The organism is Halomonas binhaiensis (genome assembly GCF_008329985.2).
GTDB classification, from domain to species: Bacteria; Pseudomonadota; Gammaproteobacteria; order Pseudomonadales; family Halomonadaceae; genus Halomonas; species Halomonas binhaiensis.
On the sequence record NZ_CP038437.2, the window covers coordinates 4,001,978 to 4,027,538 of the forward strand.

At 56.0% G+C, this 25,561-nt stretch carries 23 protein-coding genes and 1 pseudogene; 6 read left to right on the top strand and 18 right to left on the bottom strand.

All coding sequences use genetic code 11. The annotated features are described in order from the left end of the window. Positions 1 to 21: 21 nt before the first annotated feature. From otnI to ltnD, 4 genes are read right to left on the bottom strand one after another with little or no spacing between them, the layout of a single operon-like run. Entirely contained in the window at positions 22 to 858 is an 837-nt protein-coding gene (gene otnI, locus E4T21_RS17515; protein WP_149286255.1) for a 2-oxo-tetronate isomerase, read from the bottom strand. A gap of 27 nt (positions 859 to 885) precedes the next feature. Further along, complete coding sequence (otnC, locus tag E4T21_RS17520; protein ID WP_149286256.1) at positions 886 to 1,545, bottom strand: 3-oxo-tetronate 4-phosphate decarboxylase; 660 nt, start codon at positions 1,543 to 1,545, stop codon at positions 886 to 888. Further along, positions 1,542 to 2,849, bottom strand: coding sequence for a 3-oxo-tetronate kinase (otnK, locus tag E4T21_RS17525; RefSeq protein ID WP_149286257.1), 1,308 nt, complete (start codon positions 2,847 to 2,849; stop codon positions 1,542 to 1,544). The genes otnC and otnK overlap by 4 nt, the downstream gene beginning before the upstream one ends. Continuing rightward, entirely contained in the window at positions 2,846 to 3,805 is a 960-nt protein-coding gene (gene ltnD, locus E4T21_RS17530) for an L-threonate dehydrogenase (RefSeq protein ID WP_420827746.1), read from the bottom strand. The genes otnK and ltnD overlap by 4 nt, the downstream gene beginning before the upstream one ends. A 257-nt stretch (positions 3,806 to 4,062) precedes the next feature. Here ltnD and E4T21_RS17535 point away from each other — a divergent pair, with 257 nt between their 5' ends. The 6 genes from E4T21_RS17535 to E4T21_RS17560 all read left to right on the top strand — a co-directional run bounded on the left by E4T21_RS17535 (position 4,063) and on the right by E4T21_RS17560 (position 11,124). Beyond that, positions 4,063 to 5,097 carry a LacI family DNA-binding transcriptional regulator gene (locus tag E4T21_RS17535; protein ID WP_149286259.1) on the top strand — a complete coding sequence of 345 codons (1,035 nt, stop codon included), beginning with the start codon at positions 4,063 to 4,065 and terminating at the stop codon, positions 5,095 to 5,097. A 225-nt stretch (positions 5,098 to 5,322) separates the two neighbouring features. Beyond that, positions 5,323 to 5,958 (top strand): MarC family protein, encoded by a 636-nt coding sequence (locus E4T21_RS17540; RefSeq protein ID WP_149286260.1) that lies wholly within the window; start codon positions 5,323 to 5,325, stop codon positions 5,956 to 5,958. Positions 5,959 to 6,630: 672 nt separating this feature from the next. Continuing rightward, positions 6,631 to 8,115 (top strand): sugar ABC transporter ATP-binding protein, encoded by a 1,485-nt coding sequence (locus tag E4T21_RS17545; protein WP_149286261.1) that lies wholly within the window; start codon positions 6,631 to 6,633, stop codon positions 8,113 to 8,115. A gap of 72 nt (positions 8,116 to 8,187) precedes the next feature. Beyond that, positions 8,188 to 9,180 (top strand): ABC transporter permease, encoded by a 993-nt coding sequence (locus tag E4T21_RS17550; protein WP_149286262.1) that lies wholly within the window; start codon positions 8,188 to 8,190, stop codon positions 9,178 to 9,180. A gap of 139 nt (positions 9,181 to 9,319) precedes the next feature. Then, positions 9,320 to 10,315 carry a substrate-binding domain-containing protein gene (locus E4T21_RS17555; RefSeq protein ID WP_149286263.1) on the top strand — a complete coding sequence of 332 codons (996 nt, stop codon included), beginning with the start codon at positions 9,320 to 9,322 and terminating at the stop codon, positions 10,313 to 10,315. Between the two features lie 38 nt (positions 10,316 to 10,353). Continuing rightward, complete coding sequence (locus E4T21_RS17560; protein WP_149286264.1) at positions 10,354 to 11,124, top strand: SDR family oxidoreductase; 771 nt, start codon at positions 10,354 to 10,356, stop codon at positions 11,122 to 11,124. A gap of 178 nt (positions 11,125 to 11,302) precedes the next feature. Here E4T21_RS17560 and E4T21_RS17565 read toward each other — a convergent pair whose 3' ends face one another. The 14 genes and pseudogenes from E4T21_RS17565 to rpiB form a co-directional block, all read right to left on the bottom strand. Then, entirely contained in the window at positions 11,303 to 11,809 is a 507-nt protein-coding gene (locus E4T21_RS17565) for a FadR/GntR family transcriptional regulator (RefSeq protein WP_187775196.1), read from the bottom strand. An 18-nt stretch (positions 11,810 to 11,827) separates the two neighbouring features. Next, a pseudogene (locus E4T21_RS21715) lies at positions 11,828 to 12,064 on the bottom strand (GntR family transcriptional regulator); the annotation flags it as partial. 8 nt (positions 12,065 to 12,072) lie between these two features. After that, on the bottom strand, positions 12,073 to 12,831 hold the full coding sequence (locus E4T21_RS17575) for an SDR family NAD(P)-dependent oxidoreductase (RefSeq protein WP_205423413.1): 759 nt from the start codon (positions 12,829 to 12,831) through the stop codon (positions 12,073 to 12,075). Between the two features lie 2 nt (positions 12,832 to 12,833). After that, complete coding sequence (locus tag E4T21_RS17580) at positions 12,834 to 13,673, bottom strand: sugar phosphate isomerase/epimerase family protein (protein WP_187775032.1); 840 nt, start codon at positions 13,671 to 13,673, stop codon at positions 12,834 to 12,836. Beyond that, positions 13,666 to 14,616: an NAD(P)-dependent oxidoreductase gene (locus E4T21_RS17585; RefSeq protein WP_149286268.1), complete on the bottom strand. Its 951-nt coding sequence runs from the start codon at positions 14,614 to 14,616 to the stop codon at positions 13,666 to 13,668. The genes E4T21_RS17580 and E4T21_RS17585 overlap by 8 nt, the downstream gene beginning before the upstream one ends. Before the next feature lie 10 nt (positions 14,617 to 14,626). After that, the gene (locus tag E4T21_RS17590) at positions 14,627 to 15,886 is read right to left on the bottom strand and encodes a TRAP transporter large permease (protein WP_149286269.1); all 1,260 of its coding nucleotides are present in this window, start codon (positions 15,884 to 15,886) and stop codon (positions 14,627 to 14,629) included. After that, entirely contained in the window at positions 15,883 to 16,467 is a 585-nt protein-coding gene (locus tag E4T21_RS17595; protein WP_149286270.1) for a TRAP transporter small permease, read from the bottom strand. Before E4T21_RS17595 ends, E4T21_RS17590 begins: the two co-directional genes overlap by 4 nt. After that, on the bottom strand, positions 16,454 to 17,431 hold the full coding sequence (locus E4T21_RS17600) for a TRAP transporter substrate-binding protein (protein ID WP_149286271.1): 978 nt from the start codon (positions 17,429 to 17,431) through the stop codon (positions 16,454 to 16,456). Before E4T21_RS17600 ends, E4T21_RS17595 begins: the two co-directional genes overlap by 14 nt. Before the next feature lie 236 nt (positions 17,432 to 17,667). After that, the gene (locus E4T21_RS17605) at positions 17,668 to 18,666 is read right to left on the bottom strand and encodes a transketolase family protein (protein ID WP_149286272.1); all 999 of its coding nucleotides are present in this window, start codon (positions 18,664 to 18,666) and stop codon (positions 17,668 to 17,670) included. A gap of 11 nt (positions 18,667 to 18,677) precedes the next feature. After that, positions 18,678 to 19,538 carry a transketolase gene (locus E4T21_RS17610; RefSeq protein WP_149286273.1) on the bottom strand — a complete coding sequence of 287 codons (861 nt, stop codon included), beginning with the start codon at positions 19,536 to 19,538 and terminating at the stop codon, positions 18,678 to 18,680. Between the two features lie 439 nt (positions 19,539 to 19,977). Further along, positions 19,978 to 21,651, bottom strand: a complete 1,674-nt coding sequence (locus E4T21_RS17615; RefSeq protein WP_149286274.1) for a hypothetical protein — start codon at positions 21,649 to 21,651, stop codon at positions 19,978 to 19,980. A 340-nt stretch (positions 21,652 to 21,991) separates the two neighbouring features. Then, positions 21,992 to 22,447, bottom strand: coding sequence for a sugar-binding domain-containing protein (locus E4T21_RS17620; RefSeq protein WP_240349211.1), 456 nt, complete (start codon positions 22,445 to 22,447; stop codon positions 21,992 to 21,994). Between the two features lie 418 nt (positions 22,448 to 22,865). Beyond that, the gene (locus tag E4T21_RS17625) at positions 22,866 to 24,584 is read right to left on the bottom strand and encodes a dihydroxyacetone kinase family protein (RefSeq protein WP_149286275.1); all 1,719 of its coding nucleotides are present in this window, start codon (positions 24,582 to 24,584) and stop codon (positions 22,866 to 22,868) included. Positions 24,585 to 24,736: 152 nt separating this feature from the next. After that, positions 24,737 to 25,240, bottom strand: coding sequence for a ribose 5-phosphate isomerase B (rpiB, locus tag E4T21_RS17630; RefSeq protein ID WP_149286276.1), 504 nt, complete (start codon positions 25,238 to 25,240; stop codon positions 24,737 to 24,739). Between the last annotated feature and the right edge of the window lie 321 nt (positions 25,241 to 25,561).

Here is a 25,561-nt window from a genome sequence, read left to right on the forward strand (position 1 = left end):
GGAATAAGCCTCGGAGATGCGTCACAGAAAATTACCCGCAGCGGAACTGCCTGCGACTGGCGTCGCAGACTCCAGACCATAGGCACGCCCCCAGCCCAGTCCTGCCAGCGTCTCGCCCGCGGGACGATACTCACAGCCAACCCAACCGCCGTAGCCAAGCGCTTCGAGTCGCTCCAGCACTGCCGGATAGTGGACTTCGCCCCGGTCAGGTTCGTGGCGTTCTGGCACGCCAGCGATCTGGACATGCCCGATGCGTGAAAACTGGGTTTCAAGGTGACGGATCAGGTCCCCTTGCACGATCTGACAGTGATAGACATCGAACTGGACCTTGAGATGGGAAGAAGCAATCTCGTCCACGATGTGGCGCGCCATTTCCTGGGTCTGGAGAAAGTAACCTGGCATGTCACGCCCATTGATGGGTTCGATCAACAAGGTGCGTCCCGCCTGCTCGCAAGCCCTGGCAGCGTGACGCAGATTGCCGAGATAAGTCTGCAGGTGTGCCTGCCGAATGCCTTGATCGGCACCATCAGGCAGCACTCCGGCCATGGCATGCAGGCGCGGACAGTCCAGGACAGCGGCGTATTCCAGCGCCCGCTCGAGGCCCTCTCGAAACTCGGTTTCACGCCCCGGCAAACTGGCCAGGCCGCGCTCTCCTGCACCCCAGTCTCCAGGCGGCAGATTGAACAGCACCTGTGTCAGGCCATGAGCCTCCAGACGCTGCCGAATCTCCTCTGCGTCATGGGCATAGGGAAAAAGGTATTCGACGCCCCGGAAACCGGCTTCAGCCGCTGCCGCAAAGCGATCGAGAAAGTCATGTTCCTGGAACATCATGCTGAGATTGGCAGCCAGGCGAATCATGTTTGTCCTCAACGATAAGAGCGGCTCTCAATCCCGTGGAAAGCGGGCTTCAAGCTCAGCAATCTGTTCATGGGTCAGGCAGCGCGGATTGTGTCCTCGCAACAGCAGAAACAGCTTGGCCGTTTCTTCCAGCTCTTCGGTGGCATATACCGCTGCCTCCAGTGACTTACCCGCCACTACCGGGCCATGGTTGGCCAGCAATACCGCACTGTGCTTGCCCGCCAGCCCTTTGACGGCATCACCCAATTTCGGGTCTCCCGGGACGTGGTAAGGCACCAGCGGCAGTTTCCCTACGCGCATGACGTAATACGCAGTCAGTGGTGGAATACAGTCGTGAGGGTCGACATCCGGCAGGCAGGACACCGCCACGGAATGCGTCGAATGCAGATGCACAATGGCCTGAGAGCGCGGACGCTCGGCATACATTGCCATGTGCAAGAAGCTTTCCTTGGTCGGCTTGTCACCATCGACCCACTCGGCAGAGGAAGAAAGCCGCGAGATACGCGCAGGGTCCAGATGTCCAAGACAGGCATTGGTTGGTGTCATCAGCCACCCGCCATCTGCCAGGCGTACACTGATGTTGCCACTGGAACCCATGGTCAGGCCGCGCTCGAACAGAGACTTGCCATACTTCACGATCTGCTCACGCAGCAGATTGTCGTCGCGATGCTTGAGGATCTCGCTCATGCCGTATGCCCCTCCAGGTCCGCGGCATCCAGAGATTGAAAGGCGCGGCTAAAGATATCGACGCCGCCAAAATTTCCGGACTTGAGTGCCAGGGATAGCGTGCGGCCATTGACCTGGGCCTGTGTCCAGGGCACCCCCACATCGATCTGCGGGCCAATGCGCAGCTCGCTCAGGGCCAGAGCCGACACAACCGCGCCAGAAGTCTCCCCACCCGCTACCAGCAGACGCCCGACGCCTTCCTTCACCAGCGTGACAGCCAGCCTGGCCATGGCGGCTTCGACCACGGCTCCCGCCTTGGCCACACCCAGCTTCTGCTGAGCAGCCTTGATGCTCTCCGGGGCAGCCGAGGCATAGATCAACACCGGCTTATCCGGGTGCTGGGCATAATGATCGCGAGCAAAATCCAGTGCTGATTCAATGGCAGCATCACTGGCAGCCAGTTCCAGGGGATCCAGCGCCAGCCCCGAATGGTGTTCAAGGAAATGCGCCACCTGGCCCAGGGTTGCCCGGGAGCAACTGCCGGACAGCACCAGTTGATAGCCTTCGGCACGAGACAGTCGAGCCGCATTTTCCTGCGCCATCAGCCAGCCCTTGCGGCGATACTGTGCTGGCAGTGCCAGCCCAAGCCCCGAGCCTCCGGTGACCAGTTCATGGTCTACACAAGCCTCGGCCAGCACATCGAGATCGGCATCATCCAGCGTATCGCAAATCACATGACGCACCTCTTCATCGTGCAGTCGCTCCAGGCGTTCCCTGACAGTGCCAGCACCTGCCGCGATGGCAGCATGTGACACGGCTCCTACTCGATGCGATGTCTGGCGCCCCAAGACCCTGACCAGATCAGCATCGGTCATGGGATTTAGCGGATGGTCCTGCATGCCGCTGTCATTGAGCAGGCGATCCCCCACAAACAGGTGTCCTTGATACACCGTACGCCCGGTGGCGGGAAAAGCCGGCACCATCACGGTCTGTTCGGCGTTAAGTCGATCCAGCAAGGCATCGGCCACCGGGCCGATATTGCCCTGACCGGTGGAATCGAACGTCGAGCAGTACTTGAAGAAGATCTGCTTCGCGCCCCTGGCCTTGAGCCAGCCCAACGCAGCCAGGCTATCGGCAATGGCCTCGTTGACAGGGCAAGAACGTGACTTCAGCGCCACGACCACGGCATCCACGTTATCCGGCAAGGCCCTGTCTCCCGGCACCCCCAGCACCTGGACCGTACGCATGCCAGCACGTACCAGGTTGTTGGCCAGGTCAGTGGCCCCGGTAAAGTCGTCGGCGATAGCTCCCAGTACCAGGCTCATGATGTCTCTCCCGCCTCAAGGCAGGCATCATTGGCTGCTGGCAGCGAAAAGCCTGCCGTTGCTTCATAGACCTTGATCACGGCAGCATCGTCCTCACGCCCCAGCCCCATGCCGCTGGCAGCAGTGAACTGCTGCAATGCGCTTGCTGCCAGCGGCATGGCAAGGCGCAATTCACGCCCGGTGTCATGCACGATGTTCAGGTCCTTGACGAAGATATCCACCGCAGAGAGCGGGGTGTAATCGCCATCGAGGATGTGCGGCACTCGGTTCTCGAACATCCACGAGTTGCCTGCCGACTGAGTGATGACCTCATAGAGACGACGGCCATCGATGCCCATTCTCAGCCCCAGCGCCATGGCTTCGGCCGCTGCCGCAATGTGCACGCCGGCCAGGTGTTGATTGACCAGCTTGACGCTGGAGCCGGCCCCCGGTGCATCGCCCAGGTGGTGCACGGTAGCAGCCATGCCCTCAAGTACCGTGGCCGCCTTGGCAAAAGCCTGTGAACTTCCGGATGCCATCACCGATAGCTCACCACGGTTGGCCTTGGCGGCTCCCCCGCTGATCGGCGCATCCAGACACTCCAGCCCCATCCCGGCCAGGCGCTCACCCAGCGACGCAGCATAGGCCGGAGCCACAGTGGCACACTGGACCACCAGGCTGCCGGGGGTCAGTCTGCCTGCCAGCCCTGGTTGCTCTTGGGTGCCAAACAGTACCGCTTCAACCTGAGCGGAATTGACCACCACCAGCAGCACGACGCTACACGACTCCGCCAGTTCCTGTGGAGACGCCACGCTGCGCCCGCCCTCGGCCTCGAAAGTCCTGCAGGCCTCGGCCGAGACATCGCAACCCACTACCTCGAGCCCGGCCCGCAGCAGGGAGCGGGCGATACCCATGCCCATGGCGCCCAGGCCAACAACCCCGACCCTCTCTCGGCCTGTCATCGACCTGCTCTTCATCGATGCAGGTCTTTCAGAATCAAGGGAGGGCGGCGAGTCGTGGCTCATGGAAAAGTCCTCAGTCGCGTATAGAAGGCTTGGCGTCATTGCCACCGGCGTGTGGGTGAACGGTGGCATCGATTAAATGTTAGCGCTAACATTTTGTAGCCAAGAACACCGGACATCGCAATACTCAAATACCAGTCATCGACCAAGGTATAAGCAAGTAGAGCACTCCGGTATACCATCAGGGAAGTGCAGAACAGAGACACCAACACATGACCGACCAACCATCTACGGAACGCAGGCGGCGCAAGGGACTGGACAGCCCGACGCTCAGCGATGTGGCCAGAGAAGCCGGGGTCTCCTCGATCACCGTGTCACGGGCGCTCAACGATCCTGACAGCGTTCGTGCCAACACACGCAAGAAAATCGAAGCGGCCATCGACAAGGTCGGCTATGTGCGCAACATGGTGGCAGGAAGCCTGGCCTCGGCCAGTTCGCGTTTCATTCCCGTCATCGTGCCGTCACTCTCCAACGTGGTTTTCGTTGAGGTGATCCAGGGATTGCAGGCCACTTTTGAACAGCATGGTTACCAGATATTGTTGGGCAACACCGATTACAGCATGAAGCGAGAGGAAGAGCTGATCCGCACTTTCCTTGGCTGGTCGCCGACGGCCCTGGTCACTACCGGCCTGCGCCACCAGGAAAGCCTGAGCAACCTGCTCGCACGCTATCAGCGACCACTGGTAGAGATCATGGAACTGGGCGATGCCATCGACATGAACGTCGGCATGTCCCACTACCAGGCCGGGCACTGCATGGCCGATCACCTGGTATCCCGGGGCTATCGCCGCATTCTCTATGCTGGCACCCAGATGCAAGGCAACTATCGCACACGACAGCGGTATGAAGGCCATCGCGAGCGCCTGCTGCAAGCCGGGCTCGACGCCCCCTTGATGGAATGGCAGAGCCCAAGCCATTTCGAGCTCGGTGCCACAGCACTGGATGCCGCGCTAAGCGAATATCCCGATATCGAGGCTATCCACTTTACTGATGATGTCATGGCCTCCGGCGCCTTGCTCCACGCCACGAAAAAGGGCCTCAAGATACCCGAGGACATTGCCATTGCCGGCTTCACCGGCCTACCGTTCGGCCAGGCACTGAGCCCCCGCCTGACCACCGTTGTTTCCCCACGCGAAGCTATTGGCCGGCTTGCCGCCACCCAGATCATCACACGACTGCAAGGCCAACAACCGAAACAACGCAGCATCGACGTGGGTTTCGAACTGATTGTTGGAGAAAGCAGTTGAGATGATGCCGAGTTTCGCCTGCCATGCCAGGACTGGATTCGCCCATGGCCTGAATGATGAATGGCCGCTGCAATAGCGTGACGCATTCGATGGCACTTGCACTACTGAAGAGAAACTTCCCAAACCACGATGGGAAAGCTCTTGTTCGGATCACTCCCCATACCAGAACCATTAAGAGGCTTCTATGATTGGCCGACAAAACTCCTTTTACAACGAGATAACATCATGGAAGGCATGCTATTTCTCAAATCCATTGGTGCGCTTTTTGCCATCATGAACCCATTCATCGTATTGCCACTTTTTCTGTCAATGACAGACAAGATGGACATAAAAACCCAACGATCAACTGCCGTAAAAGTTGCCATTTCCAGCACAATACTATGCATAGTAATTGCTTTTTCCGGACAACGTATTCTAGAATTCTTTGGCATTGAAATTGATGATTTTCGTGTAGCAGGCGGCATTGTCCTGATGCTTATTTCGCTAGGAATGCTGAATGGAAACAATGCTCCATCGCACTGCGGATCTTCAGAGGAAGATGTTACCAAGGCAGTGGTGGATGATATTTCTTTTTATCCGCTGACATTCCCCATGACGATTGGTCCTGGGACCATTGCCACCATTATCGTATTTACTGGATTGGTACACGATACACGTGATGCGATAGCGCTAGGCGCGTCGCTGGCTATTGTGCTGGCAGCCATGGCCATCGTGCTGTGGTTTTCATCTGATATCGGCCGCCATATGTCCCAGAACCTACGCGTCATAATGACTCGCATAATGGGAATGATCCTTGCAGCAATATCGGTCGAGATGGTAGTAGAAGGGCTACAATCCCTATTCCCTGGCCTTATGGGCTAAACTTTCCCCTTCCATTCAGGTTATTCGGTCATGATCAATCGCATGGCTCAGACTACCCTAGGGGTTCTGTGATCAAGACCTGTGATTGAAGATGATCAGCGGGGTATCGAAGCGGCCATCGACACAAACGCTGGCATACCCCGCTCCCAGGTCGACCACTGCAAAGGCGTTCATGGATACCCTGAGAAGCTGTCGTCATTGCCGACTTCACCGACCTGCCATTCGGTCAGGCCCTCCCCCTCGCCTGACCACCCTGACCACCGTTGTTTCCACTCGCTAGGCCACAGGATGGTCTGTCGGTGCACAGGACCATCACACGCCAGGAAGATCAGCAATCGACACAACGCAGTATCGATGTGGGATTCGAATTGATTGCCAGAGAAAGTTGATTGCCGGAAAGAGTAGCTCCGCCGCCTCTCACCTCCCCCTCATCTCCCTTGCCTCTCATCTCCCTTGCCGATCAAACGAACACATCCAACACATATGAACAAAAGATGCCGGAATGAAATATTGTTCACCTACTGAACAAGGACAATATTTTTTATATAAAACAATGAAAACAATATTATATAGACTAATGTCTAGGCAATGGTCACGATCATTTCTTTGACTCAATAGGCCAAATCCACCATACATAGGCTCACACATTGAACATATGAACAATGGTGGATCATGAGTTCTCCTTACCTCCTGCATGCAGAAGGCATCCGCAAGTCTTTCTCTGGAGTCCCTGCCCTGATGGATGGCCGTCTGGCCCTGCGCCACGGTACCGTACACGCTTTATGCGGTGGTAATGGTGCCGGCAAGTCCACCCTGCTCAACACCTTGATGGGCATCCTTGAGCGCGATGCAGGCACGGTCAGGATGGATGGACATGAAGTCCACTTCAGCAGCCCTCACGATGCACTGAAAGCAGGCATTGCCATGATCAGCCAAGAGCTGGAGCCAGTTCCCGAGATGAGCGTGGCAGAGAACATCTATCTCGGCCGCGAACCTCGCACACGCCTCGGGCTGGTCGATCATCGCACCATGCATCGACAGGCACGCGAGTTACTCACCTCCCTGGAACTGGACCTGGTGCCTGAAGCCAAGCTGGGTAGCTTGAGCATCGCGGACATGCAAATGGTGGAAATCGCCCGCGCAATTTCCCAGGATGCCCGCGTCATCATCATGGATGAGCCGACTTCTGCCATTGGAGAACGGGAAACCGAACTGCTGTTTGCCGCCATCGAACGCCTGAAGCAGCGAGGAGCAGGCATCATCTATGTTTCCCACCGCATGAATGAGCTATATCGCATCGCTGACGACTACACCATCATGCGCGACGGCACCTTCATTGAATCCGGCGCCATGGCGGACATAGACCGCCATCGCCTGATCACCACTGTTCTGGGCAAGGAATTGGATGAAGAGTTTGCCAAGTTCAACCGCCCCAGCGACACCCCCCTTCTCGAAGTCGATGGATATGGGCGTGGCAATGTATTCCAGCAGGTATCTCTACAACTGAGGTCCGGGGAGATTCTCGGTATTTTCGGGTTGATGGGCTCCGGGCGCAGCGAGTTTCTCGACGCCCTGTTTGGTGCCACCCCTGCCGAACACGGCGAAGCGCGCCTGGAGGGAGTTCCATACCACCCGCGCCACCCAGGTGATGCCATGCGCGCAGGCTTTGCCTATGTCACCGAGGACCGCAAAGGCAGCGGCCTGGTGATGGATGCCAGCATCAAGCGCAATGTCACTCTGGCTTCCATTGCCGAAGTCGCACATTCCGGCCTGATCAATGAAACCCGGGAAAACCTCGCGACCCGTCCTTTCATCGACAGGCTGCAAATCAAGGCCAGCTCCATCGACATGCCGGTACGGCAGATGAGCGGAGGCAACCAGCAGAAGGTCGTGCTGGCCAAGTGGCTACAGACCAACCCGCGAATCCTCATGCTCGATGAACCTACTCGAGGTGTCGATGTAGGAGCCAAGCGCGAGATTTATGCCTTCATGTCGGAGTTTGCCCAGGATGATCGCGCCATTCTCATGACGTCATCGGAAATCCCGGAAGTATTGGGCATGAGCGACCGCGTGATCGTATTCCGCAAAGGCCATGTCAGCGGCGAATTATCTGGCGCAGAACTGACGCAGGAAAACCTGGTACGCCTGTCTTCCTGACGCTTACGGCAACTCACCTGCAAGCACTACACAACTTCTACAAAAACCCAAGAAACGGCGAGGAACCTTGCCATGTCACAGTCTTCATCCCTGACCTCCGCCCCGCCTTCCAAGGGCAAGCCAAATCATAGCCTGGCATCCTTCATGAGCAACTATGGCATCGTGATTGCCTTCGTCGTGCTGTGCCTGGTGCTGTCCGTGGTCTCGCCATATTTTCTTGGCGTCAACAATCTGCTCAATGTGCTGCGCCAGGTATCGATCAATGGCGTCCTGGCCATCGGCATGACCTTTGTCATTCTGACCCGAGGCATCGACCTGTCCGTCGGCTCCATGATGGCCTTTTCCGCCATGGTTGCCGCCAGTTTCGCCGGGGCCGGCGCCGACTATTCCCTGATCCTGCCTATTCTTCTCGGCCTGGGAGCCGGCTTGGTGCTGGGCAGCATCAATGGCGTGATGGTGGCACGCTTCGCCATTCCGCCGTTTGTCATGACATTGGGCATGCTAAGCATGGCGCGCGGACTCACTTACATCTACAACGACGGCATGCCGATCTCCAGCCTGTCATCACACTTCCTGTGGCTCGGCCAAGGCACCGTGGCTGGCATTCCCGTACCAGTCCTCCTGTTCGCGACGGTTTTCATCCTTGCCTGGTTCGTCCTGCGTTACACCACCTTTGGCCGCTACGTCTATGCCGTGGGCGGCAACCCCACTGCCTCTCGCCTGTCGGGGATCAACGTGCGCCGCATCACCTTCTCTGTCTACGCCATTTCCGGTGTCCTCTGCGGGCTGGCCGGCCTGATGATTGCTGCACGCACGTCCGCCGCCCTTCCCCAGGCAGGGGTGGCCTATGAGCTCGACGCCATTGCCGCTGTTGTGATTGGCGGCACCAGTCTGGCGGGAGGCAAGGGGCGCATCATTGGCACCCTGTTCGGCGTGCTGATCATCGGTGTCATCAACAACGGTCTCGATCTTCTCGGTGTGTCGTCCTTCTATCAGCAGCTGGTCAAGGGCGCCATCATCGTCATCGCCGTCATGCTCGACCGCTCGCGCATAGCAAATGCCTGATGCTCTGTATCTAAATCACATAGCGGAATCACGCAGCCGAATAAGCCGCTGCACGACACGCAGGCGATCCCCTGCAGCAATCGCAACGAACCGCAACGACGAACCACGATACGACAGCTCGCAAACGAGGTAGATCACAATGAACAAGCTTCTCGCAGGATTCGCCTTTTCCGCCCTCGCAGCCGCCACCTCAACCGCCGCCCTTGCCGCAGACCCCATTCGCATTGGAGCGGCAACCTACGGCCTTCAAGGTGAGTTCATGCAGTTGTGGAGCAACGCCCTGCAGGATCATCCGGCAGTCAAGAGCGGCGATGTCGAAATTACCGTGTTTGACGGCCGCTACGACGCGCTGGTGCAATCCGGCCAGTTCGACAGCATGATCACCCGCCAGTACGACGCCATTCTCTTCGTCCCCATCGATGCCAATGCTTGCGTCGGCCCTGTCATCCAGGCCACCACGGCAGGCATTCCCGTCATCGGCTCCAACACCCGCTGCAATACCGATCAACTTGCTGCCTTTGTCGGCTCCGATGACGTCCTGGCCGGCCAGATGGTGGCAGAGGAAGTCATCGACAAGGTGGGCGATACAGGAAAAGTCGTCGTCATCGAAGGGCCTATTGGACAGTCTGCACAAATTGATCGTGGCAAGGGCATCGACAATGTCCTCGCCGAACACCCCAATGTCGAAGTCCTGGAGCGGCGCACGGCCAACTGGTCCCGCGCAGAATCCTTGTCACTGATGGAAAACTGGCTGACGGCTCATCGTGGAGAAATCGATGGTGTCATTGCCCAGAACGATGAAATGGCCATCGGTGCCATTCAGGCCATTCAAGCCAGCGGCCTCTCCCTCGACGACATCAGCGTGGCTGGCGTGGATGGCATCACCGATGCACTGAAAGCCGTGCAACAAGGCCAGATGGCCACCATCCTGCAGGACGCTACTGCCCAGGCACAGGGAGCACTGGACGTTGCCTTGGCAAAATTGGGCAAGGCTGATGAACTGCCGCAATCCGATACCTGGACTCGATACCCCGACCTTGCCTGGAATGATGGTGAAAGCGATACCTACAACATTCCCTGGACAGTGGTAAGCAATGACAATGTCGAATCACTGCTCGCTCAGCGCCAGCAGTGACAGGCTGCCCATTCACAAGGTAACGAGGAGCCTTATCCATGTCCTTCCATTACAGCCTGTCACTCAACGGCAAGGTAGCGTTGGTTACCGGCGCCGCTGCCGGCATAGGCAAGGCCATTGCCGAAGCCTATCTCGACCAGGACGCAAAGGTCGTGTTGATAGATCGCAACCCTGATATTCAGGGCATTGCTACTCAGCTCTCCCACCAGGCAGGAAAGACTGGGAACGCTGTCGGCATCGTCTCCGACCTGACCGATAAGCAGAGCCTGGAAAGCGCTGTGCAGGAGGCTATTTCAGCATTTGGCAGGATCGATATTCTGGTCAACTCTGCAGGCGTCGTGGAGCTTGAACCAGCGGAAACCATGTCTGAAGCCAACTGGGACAAGACGTTGTCGATCAACCTCAAGAGCGTTTTCATGATGTGCCAGGCTGTCGGTCGCCATATGCTTGAACGCGGAACTGGACGCATCATCAACTTGGCTTCCCAAGCTGGTCTGGTTGCCCTGGACCAGCACCTGGCCTACTGCGCAAGCAAGGCTGGTGTCATTTCCCTGACTCAGGTACTGGCACTGGAATGGTCTCCTCGGGGCATCAATGTCAATGCCATCTCCCCCACCGTGGTACTTACTGAACTAGGCCGCAAGGCCTGGGCAGGGGACGTCGGCGAAGCCATGAAACAGAGGATTCCTACCCGCCGCTTTGCCGAGCCAGAGGAAATCGCCATGGCGGCACTGTATCTGGCCGGTCCTGGCTCCGGCATGATCAGTGGCGAAAACCTGGTGATAGATGGTGGCTACACGGCTCAGTAAAACAACACCGCCGTTACGCTCACAAAGAGACAAGGCCACCAGCAAGGTGGCCTTGTCGCATCCGAACACCCGGCTTCCTGCCAGCAGGAGTCCAGCGATAACTCACTCTTCCGCCAGGTTGCTTGGCACCTGGCTATAACTCATTCTTCCGCCAGGCTGCTTGGCACCTGGCTATAACTCATTCTTCCGCCAGGCTGCTTGGCACCTGGCTATAACTGCGCATCGTCTGCTGGTTCCAGGTCTCGAAGTGCTGATCCATCGCCTGGCGAGCCATCTCACGGTTGCGTGTCTTGACAGCAGCCACAATGGCGACATGGGTTTCGTTGGTCTTTTCCTGAGAAACAGGAGACTGGCGAGCCAGCACTCGGCGTTGATGAAGCACTTTCTTCAGCACCGATGAAAGCCCCTGAAAGATGATCAATATGGCCGGGTTCTTGGCCATGATGGCCAGCTGTTCATGGAACTCATAATCCGCCTGAAGCCCTTCCATCACATCCGTGGAGTTGACGATCTTGTCACATAGAGCTTCCAGGCGATCCAACTCATGATCCTGATGATTGACGGCAGCTGCCTGCACAATTTCCCGTTCAAACATTTCCCTGGCAGTTTCCAGATGATCCACGGAAATGTAATTGAGCTTTAGCGCCAGTTCAAAATACAGTTGGATAAAAACAGGCTCAGGCATTTTCAGGAAGGTACCACTTCCTTGCCTGCGTTCGATAAACCCAAGACTGTGCAAGACAGAGAGAACGTTTCTCACTGAAGTCCTGTGCATATCGAAATGCTCACACAAGGCTCTCTCTGGAGGTAGCTTCAAACGACCATCTTTGGAGAGCTCGGAGACAGAAACAAACTCTTTTAGTCTGTCCAACAGATTCGGATCAATATCACTCATACCATTATCCAATACTGCCCCTGGCGAGGCGCACAGTGGCAGCATAGCATTACTCAGTGAATGTGCATGCCACCATTCACATCTATGGTAGCACCGGTGATATAGCCGGAAAGGTCAGACGCCAGAAACAGGAAAGCCTTGGCGACATCTTCCGGGGTGCCGAGGCGGTTGAGCGGAATACCTTCCAGAATCTTCTGTTTCATGGCGTCATCCAGCTTGCCCCCTGTGATATCCGTGGCGATCAGGCCTGGGGTCACGGAGTTGACGCGTATTCCATAAGCACCAAGCTCACGCGCCATGGCCTTGCCCAACCCCAGCATGCCAGCCTTGGCAGCGCTGTAGTGAGGCCCACCAAAGATCCCGCCTCCGCGCTGCGCAGAAACGGACGACGTATTGACAATGGAACCGGATGCCTGATGTTTCATCTGCGGGGTAACAGCCTGAGACATGTAGAGCATCCCCCTCAGATTGACGTCAAGGATTTTATCATAATCCTGGGGCTGAATTTCATCGAATTTCACAGGTTGGGTGATCCCCGCATTGTTGACCAGGACATCAATACGGCCAAATTTTTCCACTACGGCATCAGCCACCTTCTGGCAGTCTTCCTTGCTGGTGACATTACTTACCATGACAAGGCATCGGCCAGCTTCGAACAAAGCACGAACCTCATCACAAGCCTGTTCATTGACATCGGTAATCACGATATTGGCGCCATGCTCATAGAACAATTTTGCGGTACGCAGACCAATGCCATTGATACCCGCCGCCCCAGTGACAATGCATACCTTATTTTCAAGCAATTGTGACATTTTCATATCTCCTGATTTATATCGCTCACCCACTCAATAGAGTGTTTTATTTTGTCTTCTATCTCTGACATTGGCACACAGAAATCCAGGCGCCATGGTTGTGCATCCGCGTCACGCCTAAGACGAAAAGGAAGCTCCAGAGAAAATGGAATACTCCTACTGAACAGTTCCTTGACCAGCGGCGCCTCATCGATGTCGCCCATTCCCAGAGAAGTAAAGACAATGCCGTCCTTCACTCTGGAACAGGACTTGATATGGAAATGGTCAACATCAGAGATTGCGGCAAGCGAATCCGTCAATGGATCCAGGTCAGGACAGTGGGAAAGAAGGTTGCCTACATCGAAGTTGATTCCGAAACTTTCGGACGCCAAGCGCTGTATCATCGGGCGAAGATCACTCGAGTTGTCGATCAGGTTTGCCACCCTGTTCCCCGGATTCTCCAGCAGAATGCGAATACCGTGGGCTCGTGCAATAGCAGCCAACTGGTCCGCCTGGGCCAGAAAAGTGTCGCTGGAAGCCATGGACGCTGCATTGGTGATCACATAGCGGGCACCCAGCTCGGCAGCAAACCGGCAACGCGCCTCCAGCCGCTGGCAGGCATTGCGCTCGCCAAGGTCGATGTGACCTGAAAAATACCGGCATTCCTGATCGTGGCGACGCATCTCCGCTTGCAGTTCACGTGCATAGGCGACACTGAGATCGTCATCGGTAAAGGCCTCGACATAACCTTCAATGAAAGCGACCTCGACCTGCCTGACGCCACAACGGGCCAATGACGGAAATATCTCTTCGAAAGCGTAGCCATCATAGGCTGCCGTACTGACAGACACGTAACTAGGCATCACCTTCCCCAGCCTGAGCGGTTGCATCCGAATCCTGTTCATTCAACAACTGCCCATTCAACAACTGATAAGTGCGAATGACCTGGCTGTCGTCGAGCCGGCCTTCACCACGCTCGGAAGAAGCGACAAACAATTGATAGGCGGACTGGGCCAGAGGCGTATAAGCCCGCGACTGCCTGGCGGCCTCGCAGACGATGCCAAGATCCTTGCAGAAGATATCGACGGCGCTGGTCACCTCACCAGGCGGCAGGATCATGCGCGGGCCGCGATCATTGATCATCCAGCTGGAGGCAGCAGAACCTCCGAGCATGCGCACCATCACATCCAGATCGAGACTATTCTTTTCGGCCAGTGCCAACGCTTCGGCCGCCACTGCAATATGCACACCACACAACAGCTGATTGACGGCCTTGAAGGCAGAGCCCTGCCCCACCCGATCACCGGCATGGAAGAGATCACGCCCCAGTACTTCAAAGGCTCGCTGGCAGGCGGCCAGGGCTTCGGGCTCACCCGCAGACATGATGGTCAGGCTCCCGGCCCTGGCTCCCACAACACCGCCGGATACCGGCGCATCGACATAGTGCAGGTCGGTACGCAAGGTCTTGAGGTCGGCGTGAATAGCAGCAGCGTCTCCCGGCGCGATGGTCGACATCTGAATAATGCAGGCTCCGGGCTTCAGAGCTTCAGCCATGCCCTGGTCAAACAATAACTGCCGTACCTGATCGGCATTGACCACCATGATGAGCAGAGCATCCGCTTCGCCCAGGCGACGGACGGTATGCGTCAGCGCATCTTCATTTAATGACACATCACCATCGCGATAGAACACCTCGACACGACCAGCATCGACATCATAGGGCAGTACTTCGAAGCCCCCTTCCCGGAGGTTGGACGCCATGGGCCAACCCATGGCGCCAAGTCCGGCGAAGACAATCGTTTCCATGTCAGCTTCCTCAGTAGATGATCAGGGCAGGAACGTAGGACACCAGCAGCAACACGATGAGAGCCACCAGATAGAACGGTACGAGCTCCTTGACCACCGTGCCAATCCGCTCCTTGGCAATAGCCGAGGCAACAAACAGCGTGGTTCCTATGGGCGGTGTGAACAGACCGATACTGAGGTTGACGCACATCATGATGCCCAGTTGCACCAGGTCCAGGCCGATGGCATTGGCAATGGACACCAGGGTCGGGCCCAGCAGCAGAATGGCAGCCGGCAGGTCCAGGAACATACCGATGAACAGCAGCAACAGGTTAATGGCCAGAATGATCAACAAGGGATGCTTGAGATACTCCACCGCCCAGTTGGCCACCGCTTGAGGGACGCCACCGGATGTCAGGATATAGCCGATGATATTGGCCGCCGCGATGATCAGCATGACCACACCGGTGGTGATCACCGTATTGGTGAGAGCCGCCATGACCCGGGCACCAGTCAGGTCCCGATAGAGCAGTGAACTGACCACGATGGCGTATGCCACGGCGATGATGCTGACTTCCGTGGGCGTCGCAATACCGGCTCGCAGCAGCACCAGGATGAACACCGGCATCATCAGGGCAGGCAAGGCACCGAGGATGGTCGAACACACCTGGGCCCGAGTGTATTTCATCTGCAGGCGTGGAAAGCCCCTGCGCTTGCCGGTGAAGTAACAGGCCGCCATCATGCCGAAGGCCAGCAGCAGCGCCGGTATCACGGCCGCGATGAACAGCGAGGCAATCGAAGAGTTCGATACCACCGCGAACAGGATCAAAGGAATCGAAGGCGGCATCAGTCCGGCAATCACCGATGAAGAAGACGTCACTGCCGCACCAAAGGCGCCTGGATAACCTTCCTTCTTCTGCCACGGAATCAACATTGAGCCCAGCGCAGAAGCCTCGGCAACAGATGAGCCGGATACACCACCGAAGATGGTGGAACCAACGACGGAGACCTGCCCCAGGCCACCGTGATACTTGCCGACCAGCATCGAAGCCAGGCCAACCAGCTTCTGCCCCAGCTTGCCGGACATCATCAGGCTGCCGGAGAGGATGAAAAAGGGAATGGCAAGCAAGGGAAAGCTTTGCGTCGGCTGAAAGATCTTCATGACCGCCATGCTGGATGGCAGGGAGCCAAACACGGAAAGTGCCGCCCAACCACTGATGACCAGGGAGTACCCCACCGGCATGGCCAACAGCATGAAGATGATGAAGCCAAGCAACATATTGATGGTCATAGCCCTTCCTCCCCATGGGATACCTGGGACTCGGAGTGCCCGGTCAGCAGCAACCCAATGTTGATCAACGCCACCAAGGCCAAGGCAGCAAAGCCGATCACCACCGACCAGTACGCCCACGACATGGCAATATGCGTGATGGGCAAGCGCTGGCCGCCAGCGATCTCAATGACATTCAGCCCATGGAAGGCCATGGTCGAGAAGGCCACCAGCGCCAGGCCATCAACGGCCAGGGTCACGAGCAGCTTCATCGATGCCGGCAGGCGCGCAATCACGATCTCGACGCCGATGTGCTCATTTCTGGCAGCGGCCGCGACAATGCCGCACATGGTCAACCACGGGAAAAACAGATTGGGAACCTCGGCCACCCAGCCCAGGTTGGTCGACAGCACATATCTCACGATCACTCCGGCCATGAGTGCCAGGAACATGACCACAATAGAGACGATGGCACCCCATCTGGCGACCTGATAGATCAGTTGTTTCGAGCCCAGCATCAGTGAAGCGACCGCAGCCACTTCACTGATGCGGCTCTCCTCGGAGAGCTTCATCACTGCCACCTCCCGCTCACTGAGCGTCACCACGGGCTTCCTTCACGACCAGGTCGACGAGTTCTGGATACTTCTCACGCCAGGCGTCATACACACCAGCAGTCGCCTCGACAAAAGCGGGCTTATCGATGTCATTGAACTTGACCCCAGTCTCTTCCATCTTGCCGCGAAGCTCTTCATCCGCCGCGAGCGATGCCTGGCGATTGAATTCCCCTGCCTGCTCAGCAGCGTCCACAATCACTGCCTGGTACTCAGGGGATAGGGTGTCCCATACCATCTTGCTCATGAGCACCGGGGTGGACTCATACTTATGCCCCGTCATGGAGATGTATTTCTGTACCTCATGCAGTTTGGATGAATAGATATTCATCAGTGGATTTTCCTGGCCATCCACCACACCCTGCTGCAGAGCGATATATAACTCGGAAAAATTCATGGGTGTTGGATTGGCACCCAGAGACTCGAAGATATCCACTGTCATTTCATCTGGTGGAGTGCGGATCTTGAGTCCTTTCAGGTCTCTCGGTTCATTGATAGGGTGTTTGTTATTACTGACGTTTCGGATGCCATTATCCCAAAGTGCCAGTAACACCAGGCCCTTTTCTTCAGCCATCTTTTTCAGCTCATCTCCGACTTCTCCATCCATGACTCGCCACGCATCCGGCAGGGAGTCAAACAGAAAAGGCAGGCCGAGAACTGCAAACTGCGGGACCACTGAGGATGTCGTTCCCTGGGAATTGGCACTGAATGCCAAGGTTCCCAGACGCATCTGGGTCAGCGCTTCTACATCATCTCCATATTGCGCATTCCCTCCCACATCAATCTTGATCTCGCCATTGGTTCCTTCTTCCACCAATTGGGCGAACTTCTCGGAGGCCTCCCACTTAGGGTTTCCTTCAGCGGCATTGTGCGCCATTTGAAACGTCTGGGCTGCAAATGCTGATGAACCGACAAGCACTGAGCTGGCAATTAACATACTGCTGATCAATTTCATGACAGTAGCTCCTATTTTCCACTGCTCTTGTATATTTATTCTTGAATATCGATCTTAAACACCCACTTACCACCTACAAAAAATCAAACCGCCTACAGATAAAACACTTCAGATTTAAAACAAGACAACAATTTCGCAGAAAGCACATCACCTATAAGTTCAACACACCATTTACCCTTCTCAACTTACCTCTAACCGATTACAGCCCGACATTTCACAAAAGCCTGATACAAGCTCTATCCTCTAACGGAGGCTTCCACTCTTTTCACGACTTCCTTTGTAGAAATTCCGTAGCGGTCGTGAAGCGTGGGTAAGGCACCGGCTTCCAGGAACTCATCCGGCAACCCAATCTGTTCGAGATTTGCGTTGAGCTTGCTGCGCATCAGCAGCGCGGCAACAGACTCTCCCAGGCCGCCTACCACGGAATGGTTCTCTGCAACGAAGACAGGCTTGCCACTGTGACGGCGCACTTCATCCACAATTGTCTGCCCATCCAGAGGCTTGATGGTCGGGCAGTGAACCACCGTTACCTTGATGCCCTTTTCCAACAACTCATCCGCAGCTTCCACGGCACGCATGGTCATGAGGCCGGATGAAATGATCAGCGCATCCCCGCCATCAATCAGGCGCTTGGCCTTGCCAATTTCGAAGCGATAGTCATCGAAACGATCCAGAACATTGGGCACCTTTCCGCGCAGCAAGCGCATGTAGACAGGCCCATCGAACTCGACCATGGCAGCGACCGATTGCTGAATATCAATCGCGTCACAGGGGTCAATGATGGTCAGGTTAGGCATGCCGCGGAAAATGGCGATATCTTCCGTCGCCTGGTGGCTCGGTCCATAGCCAGTGGTCAGGCCTGGCAATGCACAGACGATCTTGACGTTGAGGCGCTCTTCAGCAATCGCCATGCAGATGAAGTCGTAGGCGCGACGAGAAGCAAACACGCTGTAGGTCGTGAGGAACGGAATAAAGCCTTCACGAGCCATGCCCGCGCCAGCGCTCATCAGCAGCTGCTCTGCCATGCCCATCTGATAGAAGCGCTCAGGAAACTCCTGGGCGAAAATATGCAAGTCGGTATATTTGCCCAGGTCCGCTGTCATCCCGACAATCTTGTCGTTATCGCGCGCGGCTTCCACCAACGCATGCCCGAATGGAGCCGATGTCGTCGGCTGCCCTTCTGCGGCAATGGATGCAATCATTGCCGAAGTTTTCAGTTTCTTCTTGGCCGCCATCTCTGCTCTCCTCACTTGATCCCGTAGACTTCGTCCAGCTGCTCCAGCGCCAGGCTCCACTCGTTTTCATCCACACGAATGAAGTGCGTCTTGTCACGAGTTTCGAGCAGCGGTACGCCACACCCCATCAAGGTGTCGCAGATAATGACGCGGGGCTTGTCGGACGAACTGCCAATGGCAGCACTGAAGGCGTGCATCAAGGCGCCAAGATCGTTGCCATCCACGCGCCAGGTTTCCCAACCGAAAGCGGCCCATTTATCGGCAATCGGCTCGTAGTTGAGCACTGTCGAGGACTTGTCATCGGCCTGCTGATCATTCACATCGACAATGGCGATGAGGTTGTTCAGCTGCCAATGGCCAGCGGAAGCCGCCGCCTCCCAGGTAGAGCCCTCGTTGAGCTCGCCATCCGACAGCAGGTTGTAGACCAGTGAGGTGCTGTTCTTGCGCTTCAGCCCCAGCGCCATCCCTACCCCGATGCCCAGGCCATGCCCCAGAGACCCACCGGTGATCTCCATGCCAGGGGTATAAGCTGCCATGCCTGACATGGGCAGGATGCTGTCGTCACTGCCGTAGTTCTCGATTTCGCTCTCACTGATGATTCCCGCTTCAATCAATGCGGCATACAGCGCAATGGCGTAATGGCCGATGGACAGCAGAAAGCGATCACGGCCTTCCCACTCAGGGTCATCGGCCTTGAACTTGAGCGCCTGAAAATAGGCAACGGCCAACACATCAGCCACACCCAGCGCCTGGCCGACATAGCCCTGCCCCTGAACCTCTCCCATCAGCAGCGCATTGCGCCGAATGCGATAGGCATGCTGCTTCAGCTTTTCAATGTCCTTGGCGTCACTATCTGACAACGAGGCATTCATTGGACATCCCTCTAAATTGGTTGACCAATTCAAGGTAGCCTCGTTGAGGGAAATTAAAAATGCCACTTTGGTCTATGCACAACGAACACACTAACAACATGTTTTTATTATAAATTCTTGCAAAAATCCCTTTTATTTCAATAGAAAGCACATTCACTGAAGATAGAAATAAATTTGTTGACCAATCAGATCAACTCACACGAAACAGGCGGATACGCTGCGTGCTCACTGCTCAGCAACCGGCGATGCGCACGGACGCACGAACAGCAAAAAGCGCACCAAAACCAACAACGGGAAGGCCGGGAAGATCAACAAAAGGAAGGGAAAGAAAAACAAAAGCCACCTGAGCGGTGGCTGGATGCTGGCAAGCAGCGCCTATCATCGACAGTGCTGCCCAGAGGGGCTAGAGCCTATGTTTCATCATTATCCCGGACGGATCTCACTGCGGTTGATCGAGAAGCGTCTCGGCGACCCTGCTCAAAGCATGAAACTTGGCTTCACTAATATCCATCATTTGCACAGTGGAGAGTGCCTCACCAAGCAGGCCTACCTTGGCTTGCACTTCAGAAACGTCCAATAGAATACTGTTCCTGGTACTATCATCAGCAATGGATTTCGCCATCGCTATGACAGACGAAGACGTTGTGCTAACCGCATCTTTCTGCCCCTTTTCAGCCTGGGCAGTAGCGATGGCAACAAGCACTTGACTGGGACTGAAGTTAATATACGTCACACGCTGGGCAACCTTTTCAGCCTCAGCCAATGCCTCATTCGCGGCATTTTCTCGCCCCACCATGGCCTGGGCAATAGCAAGGGCTGAAAAACTATCCAGCTTTCCATAGCCATCTTCAAGGGAATACGCCACCTCTGAGGCAGCCGCAAATGTTGCATCAGCCGCTTCTTCTCTACCTGCTTCAGCCTGCGCCTTTGCGAGCTCCAGAAGACTACTCAGCCTGGACTCATCATTCCCAATGGCGTCAATGCTCTGTGCAGCAGCCGCAAATGTTGCATCTGCAGCATCCTCTCGCCCTGCTTCAGCCTGGGCTTTTGCAATAACGGCAAGCATGGATGACTTATCCTTGCCATCTGCTATAGCCTGCGCGGCTTTTTCAGCATTGCTAAAGGCAGTATCAACCGCACCCTCTCCACCCGCTTCAGCTTGAGCCAATGCAATGACGGTAAACACATAAGACTTCACCGCATCATCCGATATCGCTTCTGCCGTTGAGAACGCCTCAGCAACCTGGCCCGCTTCGGCCTGAGCCTTCGCAACACGCATAAAAGCATCGTACTTCAACTGTTTTAGATCGTCCGGCATCCGAGCGACAGCTGAAAATGCATCAGATAACCGGCCCGCTTCAACCAGCCCTTTCCCGATAGAGTAAAGTGCGTAAAGCTTAAACCTACCATTTGATATCTGTTCTGAAGTTGAGAGTGCCTCATTCAACTGGCCGGCCTCGACCTGAATACTCACTATATAATTCAGTGCAGCGGACCGTTCTATATCATTCGACACCCGGCCCTGAATTTCGGTCGCATCATCAAGTATTCTACTCAGGGCTTCTTTTTTCCCCACCAAGGCATACGCTTCCGCGGTATAGTCCAAAGCTTCAAGCTTTGACATGCCAGCAGGCATAGCGCTCACAATTCCCTCGATGTCTTCAAGCGTCTCAGCCGCCGAATCCAATTGCCCGGCCTTTTCCTGTAGCTTTACGATACCCACAAGACCACGAACCTTATATAAATCACCTTTCAGCTCGTGAGACTCGTCAATCGCCATCCGGATAACACAATCAAAGCCATCAATTGCACACAGGTCCTGCTGGATGATATCAAGTGACAGTATATTTCCATCGGCCACTTCCAGCTCGCCACCTTCTGCCAGCGTCTTGGCGAATACGCTGCCAGGGTAAGTCTCAATAAGCTCTTTCAATACTTGCCTGGCTTCGATCAGCTTTTCCTTCGCGTCATTGCCATCGAGAGTTCCTGCACTGGTATAAGCCGTTGCTGCTTTTTCAAGCAAACCCGCCTCATCAGCCACAACCGAAAAAGGCACTATCAAAACAGCACCCAGCACTAAAACTCGTAGAAACTTCCCTGCGAAATTAATCATAGGCATCCTTTAAAACAAGCCATATGCAATAATTTTCTCGACCATGTCACCAACAGGTCTCGAAGTATTGGTTATTGTGACGACACCTTCACTGGGCTACACGGCAAGCCAAATAATGTCATGAAAGCCTCGGAACAAGTTTTCCTCGCCACTGAATAATCTCTTCCTCGGCACCAAGTTCAGACGAATATCTGTGCTCACGCATGAAGTTATTGATCCGACTTATTCTTCATTCACGAGCCATGGCATTGCCAAAGCCGTCACAGTCAACTGTGAATAGTCTTGAACGAGACAGCAACGACACTTACAGAGGTTATTGACCACAGGCAGGAAAACACAACTACCCCAGCTCCACCTCTTCCCCCCTCTGAGTGGCTTCATCAAGGCGAATGATGGTATGGGCATTGGTCGCGCTAGTGGCAAGGGTGTCAATCACGCCGGTGCGCAAGGCACCGAGAATACCCACTGCCTTGGTGTGCTCGCTGGCAATGGCGACCACGTCGGGAATGCGGGTCAGGTCCTGGATATTAAGGCCGATGACGCGCCCCTGCATCGGAGTCACGGAGGGACGACCATGGATGTCGATGAAGTCATAGCCCATCATGTCGCCGACCGTGCCTGACAAACGCGCCTCGGCGATTTCCTGAGGCGTGAACCAGCCCATGCGCACCATATTGCTGTTCTCGCTGACATCGCCCACGCCGATCAGGGCAATATCAGCCCGGCGTGCACGATCCAGAGTCTGGCGCACAGTAGAATTCTCATACAACGCATCACGCAGCTCGCTGTTCTGCACCAGGGCCGGTGCATACAGTGTTTCGCTCTCACAGACGCAGCGCCGACCGCCGATGGCACAGACGCAGGGTGATCAGCACCGCACCCAAGCCGCCATTGCCCATCATGCAGATGACCAGGCTCCTGACGCTGTTCCCCACTGCCACGAGTGCACGCTTGAGCAGACGTGGATAGAGTCACGTACAAAGCGATATCGGCGGAGTCCTGACGCTCATTCATGTTGTGTTCCCGACCTGGCTTTCAGCGCGTCACCTTAGCATAACCTGAGCGGATACCTCTCAGTCTGAAAAAACCTGTCTGAAAACTCAGTCAGAAAGCTCAGTCTGAAAAACCTGCCTGACTAAATCCCACCCGACTAATCCAGCCCGATGACTCGATGAAATGCCGGCAATGCTTTGAAGCACACCCTGAAGTAACACTCACGAGCAGCGCTGAATCACCGGCACCAGCGCCGTGACAATCAACGCCAGTGATGTAGCACCTGCATCTGGCGTGCCGAGGCTCTTTTCCGCCAGGGGCCGAGCACGCCCTACCCTGGGCAGCAGTTCCGCAGTCGCCTGGGCCGCTTCTTCCGCCCGCTGAGCCGCTCGCTCCCAGGTCACCGCGACACCATCAGCAGCATGTTCCGCCACGGCCTCGGCAAAAGGCACCAGCACGTCTACCAGTGTCTTGTCTCCGGGCACCGCCTTGCCGAAGCTCATGACGTTATCACTGGCAGCAGACACCCCTCGCACCAGGCGATCGACATTGAGCGGAAGGTCATTACCCAAGGCCTCACCGATGGAAGACAGAATGACACCCCAGATCGCACCGGAAGTTCCGCCTGCCCGATCAGCCCAGCGCTCAGCAGCAAACGACAGCACCGTTTGCGCACCAGCGCCTTCTGCCAGGGCCTCTCGGGCCGCCTCGAGACATGCCTTGCTGCCTCGCTGCATACCGATGCCATGATCGCCATCACCCGCTATGGAGTCGATGCGCCCCAGCTCTTCCGCATGCGCATCGACAGTGGCCACCAGCGTTTCCAGGGCAGATACCACGCCTTTGGCCAACTGCCTGGATGCCTCGCTGGCAGGCGGTATTTCCTGTCGCTCCATCGCTTCCAGTTCGGCAGGATCCAGCGCCTCAGCCGCCGCCACACTGCCCTTGCGATAGGCCGGAGTGTCGGCAGGCGCTTTCCATCGTTGTTCCATCTCATCATCCAGCCAGAACAGGGTCAACGACACACCGGCCATATCGAGACTGGTGACCATTTCCCCTACCTCTGGCTCGATGATGGTCAGGCCCGCCTCATGCAGCAATTCATCGACACGCCGATAGACGACAAACAGTTCTTCATACTTGACCGTACCAAGCCCATTGAGGATGGGAACCACCCGAGCACCCTCACGCTCGATGCCTGCCGGCACCTCCTCAAGCAGGCGCGACACCAGGGCCTCGGCAAGACCATCCGCCGTGGGAATATCCTGCTCGCTGACACCAGGCTCACCATGAATCCCCAGTCCGATGGCCATCCTGCCCGTTGGCACATGGAATAGCGCGTCTTCCGCCCCTGGCAACGTACACCCATCGAATGCCACACCGAAGGAGCGCGTCCGGCGATTGGCTTCCTCGGCCACTGCCACTACTTGCTCAAGCGAGGCACCAGCCTCTGCTGCTGCTGCAGCGGCCTTGAACACCGTCAGATCACCTGCGATCCCCCGACGCTTGTCGAACTCTTCCAGTGATGCACTGGCCACATCGTCTGTAATAGTGACGATTTCGCAGGGAATGCCTTCTGCAATCAAACGTTCTCGCGCCTGGCCGAAGTGCAATACATCACCGGCATAATTGCCGAAGGTCAGCAGCACACCACCGCCGTTATCAGCAGCCTTGGCCACGGAATAGACCTGCTGGGCCGAGGGTGATGCAAACAGGTTGCCCATGGCCGCTCCGTGAGCCAGCCCCTGCCCGACAAGGCCGGCAAAAGCCGGATAATGGCCACTGCCACCGCCAATGACGACAGCCACACTACCCGGTTTGCTACGCGTGCTGCGCACGACGCCGCCGTACACCGCCATCAGCTTGTCGCGATGAGCGGCCACCAGCCCCAGGCGGGCCTGTTCAGGAAAATCACTGGGATCGTTGTACAGAATGGTCATGGGATATTCCCCCTGGACAGAGCGGCTGCCGAACCTGGCTGCAGGTGGCCAATGCTTTTTTGTGTCATGGACGCCATGTCATGGGCATGGCGTCACTGAAGAAGCGTATTACTGAAGAACCTTATTCCTGAAGAGCTGTAGCACCCGCAAACTTATGCCTCTGGTGAAGGTGCTCCTGATGAAGAAGGCCCCGCGAGACGCTCTTCATATTCATGAATCTTGGCGACCTTCTCGGCGGATGGCCCACCCGGAAATGACTTGCCGAGGAAGGTGGTGACGATATCCTTGGCCAGCTCCGGCCCTACGACTCGAGCCCCCAGCGTCACGATCTGGGCATCATTGCTGGTACGAGCCTTGCCCGCCGAATACGTATCGTGAGCCTGGGCCGCACGAATGCCTGGCACCTTGTTGGCCGAAATCGCCACGCCAATGCCCGTGCCGCATACCAGCACGCCGCGATCGAAGCGCCCTTCCTTGATCGCAGTCGCCACCTCGATGGCCACATCGGGGTACAGGATCGGCTCAGCATTGAAGGTACCAAAATCTTCAACCTGGTAGCCCTGCTCCTGCATATGCGCAATCAGAATTTCCTTGAGAGCGAAGGCCGCCTCATCACCACCAATGGCAACCTTCAAGGAAGACGCAGTATCAGACATAGGGTTTCTCCTCCGGTGAACGTCTCGGATCCTGCCGAACATATGCTCAAAGTATCACCAGACGAACATATGTAAAACCTGTTGCACAAAAGAACAGTGAAAGAGAGCAGCCTCCACACCTGCTACGCAGCAACCAACCTCACTTAGAATCGTTTAAAAACAATCATATAACCACAACATCTTCATAAACGCTGGACAATTACACCTTTGGTCTAATGATCACAACCAGATCATTCGTGCATTATTCTTTGACTCTCTCAGGCCAACACGCTATTCATTTGATCAGGAGATGATCAGATTCCCACACAAGGAGTCTCTGCC